The organism is Streptomyces sp. NPDC057654 (assembly GCF_042800135.1).
Classification (GTDB): Bacteria; Actinomycetota; Actinomycetes; order Streptomycetales; family Streptomycetaceae; genus Streptomyces.
The window spans coordinates 1-6,291 of record NZ_JBHVHQ010000507.1; the positions used below are offsets into that span (position 1 = coordinate 1).

6 protein-coding genes are annotated in these 6,291 nt (G+C 69.9%); 2 read left to right on the plus strand and 4 right to left on the minus strand.

Translation table 11 applies throughout. The features are described 5' to 3' along the window. Nucleotides 1–701 (plus strand): MFS transporter (locus ACFU99_RS29170; protein WP_384397680.1); only part of this gene is annotated, 701 nt, incomplete at its 5' end. A gap of 44 nt (nucleotides 702–745) precedes the next feature. Here the strand turns inward: ACFU99_RS29170 and ACFU99_RS29175 are convergent. After that, the gene (locus ACFU99_RS29175) at nucleotides 746–1,420 is read right to left on the minus strand and encodes an IclR family transcriptional regulator (RefSeq protein ID WP_384397682.1); all 675 of its coding nucleotides are present in this window, start codon (nucleotides 1,418–1,420) and stop codon (nucleotides 746–748) included. A gap of 191 nt (nucleotides 1,421–1,611) precedes the next feature. On the opposite strand from ACFU99_RS29175, the gene ACFU99_RS29180 reads away from it, so the two are divergent. Next, nucleotides 1,612–3,018: an MFS transporter gene (locus tag ACFU99_RS29180; protein WP_384397684.1), complete on the plus strand. Its 1,407-nt coding sequence runs from the start codon at nucleotides 1,612–1,614 to the stop codon at nucleotides 3,016–3,018. Here the strand turns inward: ACFU99_RS29180 and ACFU99_RS29185 are convergent. From ACFU99_RS29185 to thrS, 3 genes are all read right to left on the minus strand, one after another. Beyond that, nucleotides 3,012–3,773 carry an SAM-dependent methyltransferase gene (locus ACFU99_RS29185; protein ID WP_384397686.1) on the minus strand — a complete coding sequence of 254 codons (762 nt, stop codon included), beginning with the start codon at nucleotides 3,771–3,773 and terminating at the stop codon, nucleotides 3,012–3,014. The genes ACFU99_RS29180 and ACFU99_RS29185 overlap by 7 nt on opposite strands. 123 nt (nucleotides 3,774–3,896) lie before the next feature. Next, nucleotides 3,897–4,901, minus strand: coding sequence for a phosphotransferase family protein (locus tag ACFU99_RS29190; RefSeq protein ID WP_384397688.1), 1,005 nt, complete (start codon nucleotides 4,899–4,901; stop codon nucleotides 3,897–3,899). Between the two features lie 95 nt (nucleotides 4,902–4,996). After that, on the minus strand, nucleotides 4,997–6,235 hold the full coding sequence (thrS, locus tag ACFU99_RS29195; RefSeq protein WP_384397690.1) for a threonine--tRNA ligase: 1,239 nt from the start codon (nucleotides 6,233–6,235) through the stop codon (nucleotides 4,997–4,999). Nucleotides 6,236–6,291: the final 56 nt, after the last annotated feature.

Below are 6,291 nucleotides of genomic sequence, written 5' to 3' on the forward strand. Positions count from 1 at the left end.
AACCCCAGCTGTTCCGCACGCCGCGGCTGCGGGCCGGCGCGCTCGGCGTCACGGCCGCGTTCTTCGCGATGTTCGCGCTCTTCTTCACCAACGCCCAGTACCTCCAGTACGTCAAGGGCATGAGCCCGCTGACCGCGGGCATCGCCTTCCTGCCACTGGCGGTGTGCATGATGCTCGTCTCCCGGCGCGCCTCGCGGCTGACCGCCCGGTTCGGCGCGCGCCCCGTGATGGCCGTCGGCATTCTGCTCATCGCCGCGTCCCTGCTGTGCGTCTCGTGGTCCGACGCCGGGACCCCGTACGCGCTGTACGCGGTCTACCTGCTCGCCGCGGGAGGCGGCATGGGACTCACGCTGCCGCCGCTGACCATGGGGATCATGGGCGCCGTGCCGCAGCACCGCGCGGGGCTCGGGTCCGGCCTGAACAGCGCCGCGCGCGAGATCGGCAGCGCCCTGGGGGTGGCCGTGATCGGCACCGTCACCACCAGCCGGTTCGCCGCCACGGCGGACCCGGCGGTGGGCTCCGGGCACCACTCGGCCTCCGACATCCTGGCGGCGGCGGCCCGGCTCGGGACCGGGGAGCACGCGCGGGCGGTCACCGCCTTCAGCGACGCGGCGGGCACCGGATACCGGGTGGTCGCCGCGGTCCTGGTGATCGCGGCGCTGTTCGTCCTGCGGTGGCATCGGACGCAGGAGCCGGGGTGAGAGGGCGGGCGCCGGGCGCGCCCGGACGGCGGGCCGGCACACGGTCACCCGGGCCAGGTGCCTCGCACTTCGTCCTCCAGTGCCTTGGCGGCCTTGCGGAGTTCCGTACGCAGCCGGGCGGCGTCCTTGCGCAGCCTCGGCGGTCCGGACAGGCTCAGCGCGGCGACCACCCGGTGCGAGGTGGCGCGGACCGGTACGGACAGTACGGTGCGCGAGTCCACGGCCTCCGTCAGGGCCCAGCCCCGGCTCCGTACCCGCCGCAGCGTCTCGCCCGGCCCGCCCGCCGCGTCCAGCCGGTCGTCCCAGGCGGTGAGGATCTGACTCGTCGCGTCCGCGCCGAGCGGCGCGACGGTCCCGGTCTCGACCACGTCCCGCAGCCCGTCGAGCGGACTGGCGGCGGCCAGACACTCGACGCTGTCACTGCGGCGCTGATAGATCTGCACGCTCAACCTGGTGTTCTCACAGAGCAGTTCGACGACTCCGGGGGCGACTCGGGCGAGCGCCCCGCCGTGCGCTATGGCCCCGAGCTGATGGACCCGCGAGCCGACCACCAGCCCCAGCTCCTCGACCTCGTCGACCAGTCTGTGCGCTCTGAGCGAGCGCAGTAACCGATGTGCTGTCGAACGCGGCACCCCCGTGGCCGCGGCGATACCGGACGCATGGCGCTCCCCCTCGGCGACGGCTGTCAACACAGCGACGGCCCGGTCCAAGGCCTTCATATCCACCCTCCAACGCCCCTGTCCGATGAGTTGGTGATGTGCCGGCGCGGCACACGACTCCCGGTGCGGCGCCGAGCACAGTACATACACCCAGTGACCAATCTGCAAGATGAAAAATCCCAGGATTTGGACATTCGGTTTCGGGGGCGACGTCACGTGCCCCCCTGCCGCCCACCGTGAAGGAGCTCGCGATGGCTCAGGAAACCGCTCCTCCGGGCCTGTCCGCCGACGTGGCGGCCCGCCTGGACCGACTGCCCGTCACCCGGCGGCACCGCTCGCTGGTCATCACCATCGGCATGGGTCTCTTCTTCGACATGTACGAGATCTTCATGTCGGGGGTGCTGGGCCCCGTCCTGTCCCAGCGCTTCGACCTCGGCGCCACCGCCACGTCGGCGGTGCTCGCCTCCGCCTTCATCGGCATGTTCCTGGGCGTCGTCATCATGGGGCGACTGGCAGACCGGTACGGACGCAGACGGTTCCTCATCGCCTCGGTGGCGCTCTACACGGTGTTCTCCGCCGTGGGCGCACTGAGCGCCAACGCCCCGATGCTCATCGCGGCCCGCTTCCTGGCGGGCCTCGGTATCGGTCCGCAACTCCCGTTGGCAGACGCCTACTTGAGCGACCTCCTGCCCGCCCGCGTACGAGGCCGCTACACCGCCCTCGCCTACACCATCTCCTTCTTCGGCGTACCGACGGTCGGCCTCCTCGCACACTGGCTGGTGCGGATGAGCCCGCTGGGCATGGCCGGGTGGCGCTGGCTCTTCCTCATCGGCGCACTGGGAGGGGTCGCCGCACTGCTGCGGTGCCGCGGTCTGGTGGAGTCGCCGCGGTGGCTGGCGTCGGTGGGGCGTACGGAAGAGGCTGAACGAATTGTGAGGGAGCTGGAGGCGGGGACGCCGTACGCTGCCGCTGAGCCTGCCGATGTGCCTGACGCATCATCAATTCGGTTGCTTAGGCAGGCGCGTAGAGATTCTCCTGCTCCGCGTCGAATGCCTCCCGTCTACCGCCGCCGCGCGGTGATGATGGGGGTCTTCCATCTTCTACAGAGCGTGGGCTTCTACGGATTCGGCACGATGGCGCCGTTGGTCCTGGACGCGAAAGGGTTCTCGATCGTCCACTCGCTGCTGTTCAGCGCGCTGACGTACTTCGGCTATCCGCTCGGCTCGCTGATCTCCATGGGACTGATCGAGCGATTCGAGCGGAAGCATTTGATCGTCGCCTCCGCCTTGGGAATGGCGGTGTTCGGCGTCGCCTTCGGGCAGGCCACCGACCAGGTCGCCATCGTGATCACGGGGGTGGGCTACACGGCCGTCAGCAACATCTTCTCCAACGCCTACCACGTCTACCAGGCCGAGATCTTCCCCACCGACCTCCGTGCCACCGCCACCAGCTGGACGTACGCGATGTCCCGCGTCTCGACGGCCGCCATGCCGTTCGCCTTGGTGCCGGTCCTGCACGCGTTCGGCGCGGCGAGACTCTTCGCCGCGGTCGCGGCCGTGATGACCGTCATCGCCCTGGAGATCGGGGTGCTGGGGCCTGCGGTGAACGGACGCCCGGTGGGGGAGGAGAAGGCGAACAGCCTCAAGGCGGCTCAGTAATAGTCGCGCATGAGCTCCGTTGCCCATTGGGGCTGTCGGGTGGCGCTGCGGGGGCCGTATTCGCTCATGTAGGGCTTGATGTCCAGGACGGGGGTGCCGGATACGGCGTCGAGGTCTTTTACGTGCAGGTCGTGGCCGGATACCTCGATCAGGCGGCAGCGGGAGACGCCGATTCGGTTGGGGCGGTTCTTGCCGCGTTGGGCGAAGATGCCTACCAGGGGCCAGTCCTTGTTGCCGCGAGGGTGGCGGGCGTTCGTTTCGATCTTTGCGACCGGTACGCGGTCGAAGTGGAAGACGACCTCCAGCTGGGAGAAGTCCTCGATGCCGGACAGCGCCTCTGCCGGGAACTGCTCGGGATCGAGACGGATCACCGAGGAGACCTCTGCCCAGTTGTCGTCGCGGATCTCCGTCCTGCCCCCTACGACCGTGGCGATGGGGCGTGATACCACGAGAGGAGGGGTGAACGACCGGCTTGTCACTGCCAGTTGGATGTTCACAGCCGTCTGGTTCAGCGACTGCCGCAACGCCTTGCTCAGCGATTGATGGAGACGCGTCTGCTGGTCCGTATCGGGGTAACCCGCCTCATCAGTCGTCAGCAGGCAGATGACAGTGCCGGTGCCGGTCAGGCACTGCCGCCACGTCACGTCGCAGCTTCCCTCGGGCAGCCCCAGAGCCTCGTCGACCGCTGACCCGATGCCGTCGAGGCCGGCCCTCCCCGGGTCCGTAGCCTCTGACAACAGAGTGAGCTCCGCCATGTTCCGACTCCTTCCACTCCGTGGAACCGACCTCCACCCTGTGGATCATTATCACGAATGTCAGTGCCTCGGATGCATTCGGGTGCGGGGCACGATGGACCGTGCAGGCGCGAAGACGGCTGCCTACCAGGCGAGTTCATCCAGATGGTTACGGCCGGAGAGCAGGCGGGCGATGCGGTCCTGCGCCGCATCACGGATGCCGGGCTGGGGGTGGTGCGCGTGGAGCGCGAGCTCCCTGTGCATGTCGTAGAAGAGCAACCGCTCGCGCAGACGCTCGCGCTCGAACAGCTCCGGATACGCGCCGCGCAGCCATCCGGGGACTTCTGTGAGTGTGGTCTCGTCGAGCCCTCGTGCGTCGGGTGCGGGCGGGTACTCTCGCGCCTTCGCGCACCAGCGCAGGATGGTGTCGAGCTCGACATCCGCCGGCTGAGCCAACGCCTCCGCGAAGTCGACGAGACCGGTGACGCGGCCTTGGCCGACATCGACCATCACATTGGATCCGTGTAGATCGCCATGGACGAGGACGGGCTCGTCGTCGGCGAACAACGCCAGACGCTCCTGGATCCAGTCGGCGACGTCCGCGAGCAGCCGCGAGTCATGGCCGGGCAGTCGCCGGGCAGCCTCGACCCGCTGGAGCGCCGCACCCACTACGGGCGGGTGGAACGCGGGCCACGGCCGGCCGGCGAGCGCGTCGGTCAGCCAGGGCGGCAGCAGGTCGGCCGGGACAGGAACGCGGTGAAGTGCGCGCAACGCGGATCCGAGGCTCTCGATCATTGCCCGGCGCGTGTGCGGGTCCGCCGTCGGCCATACCTCGTACAGGGTTCGGCCGGGCACGCGTTCGGAGACGCACCACGGCCCGTCCGGGCCGTCGCCGTGGGCGAGGTGCCGGGCGTGTGGGACCTCGCTGCCGGCGAGCAGGCCGGTGACTGTCGCCTCGTGGCGAAACGAGTCGCGGAACTGTCCGTTGCTCAGCCGTACGACGTATTCGTCGCCGACCCACACGCGGCTGACCCAGCCGGTCTTCGGAAGAAAGCGCCCGGTCGCCGACAGGCCGGCGGCCGCCAGCGTCCTCAGCAGCGCCGGATCGGCAGCCGGCTCGTCGACGAACGGCGTTGATCGATCGCACACGTACCAAACCTCGCACACCTACCAGAGCGGATCGAGGAGCTTTCCGCGCAGCTCGGCGAACTCGACCGGGCAGGTGAGCGCTACGGGACGTCGTCCTAGGACACCGCCGGCTCGGCGGCCCGGTTCCACAGCTCGGTGCTGTGGGCCTCGACGAGCGCGCCGATCCGGGCCAGAGCCTCATGGCCCGGCTGGGGTACGAGCCGCCGCCCATCGCGCAGCCGCAGCGCGACCCGGCCGTCCACGGCCTCCTTGGCGCCGATGACGGCCTGATACGGAACGAGCCGCGCCTCCCGGATACGGGCGCCGAGGGTGCCGCTCTCCGGGCCGCGGACCTCGGCGCGCAGCCCCAGTTCCGCGCACTGCCGGGCGAACGCGTCGGCGTTCGGCAGCTCCGCGTCGGTGATCGGGAGGATCGCCACCTGGGTGGGGGCGAGCCAGGCGGGGAACGCGCCGCCGTGCTCCTCGATGAGGTGGGCGACGGCCCGTTCCACGCTGCCGATGATGCTGCGGTGGAGCATAACCGGCCGGTGCTTCGCGCCGTCCGCCCCGATGTAGTGCAGCCCGAACCGCTCGGGCTGGTGGAAGTCGACCTGCACGGTGGACAGGGTGAACTCCCGGCCCGCGCTATCGGTGACCTGGACGTCGATCTTCGGCCCGTAGAACGCGGCCTCCCCCTCGGCCGCCTCGTAGGGGAGCCCCGAGCCGTCGAGCACCTCGGTCAGCAGGGCGGTGGACCGTTCCCATTTCTCGGGAGCGGCCACGTACTTGCCGCCGGGTCCGGGGAGGGAGAGGCGGTAGCGGGTCGGGGCGATGCCGAGCGCCTCGTACGCGCGGCGGATCATGTCCAGCGCGCCCCGCGCCTCCTCCGCGACCTGGTCCACAGTGCAGAAGACATGGGCGTCGTTGAGCTGGATGGCGCGGACACGGGTGAGCCCGCCGAGCACGCCGGACAGCTCCGAGCGGTACATGCCGCCGAGTTCGGCCATGCGCAGCGGCAGTTCGCGGTAACTGTGCGCCCGCGAGCGGTAGATGATCGCGTGGTGCGGGCACAGGCTCGGCCGCAGCACGACCTGCTCGCCGCCCAGGTCCATCGGCGGGAACATGTCGTCGCTGTAATGCGCCCAGTGCCCGGAGATCTCGTACAGCTCCCGCTTGCCGAGCACCGGCGAGTACACATGCCGGTATCCCGCGCGGCATTCGGCGGTACGGACGTACTCCTCCAGGGCGTGCCGGACGGTCGCGCCGTCGGGCAGCCAGTAGGGGAGCCCCGCGCCGATCAACGGGTCAGTGTCGAACAGGTCGAGTTCGCGGCCGAGTCGGCGGTGGTCGTGCATGGCGGTCTCCTCGTGGTGACGGGGGAGTGACCGCAAGGCGAAGCCCCGGGGCACTC

Bases quoted from the DNA above. Each gene is read 5' to 3' on its own strand.
- ACFU99_RS29175 (WP_384397682.1), bottom strand. From the start codon at position 1,420: ATGAAGGCCTTGGACCGGGCCGTCGCTGTGTTGACAGCCGTCGCCGAG.
- ACFU99_RS29180 (WP_384397684.1), top strand. From the start codon at position 1,612: ATGGCTCAGGAAACCGCTCCTCCGGGCCTGTCCGCCGACGTGGCGGCC.
- ACFU99_RS29185 (WP_384397686.1), bottom strand. From the start codon at position 3,773: ATGGCGGAGCTCACTCTGTTGTCAGAGGCTACGGACCCGGGGAGGGCC.
- thrS (WP_384397690.1), bottom strand. From the start codon at position 6,235: ATGCACGACCACCGCCGACTCGGCCGCGAACTCGACCTGTTCGACACT.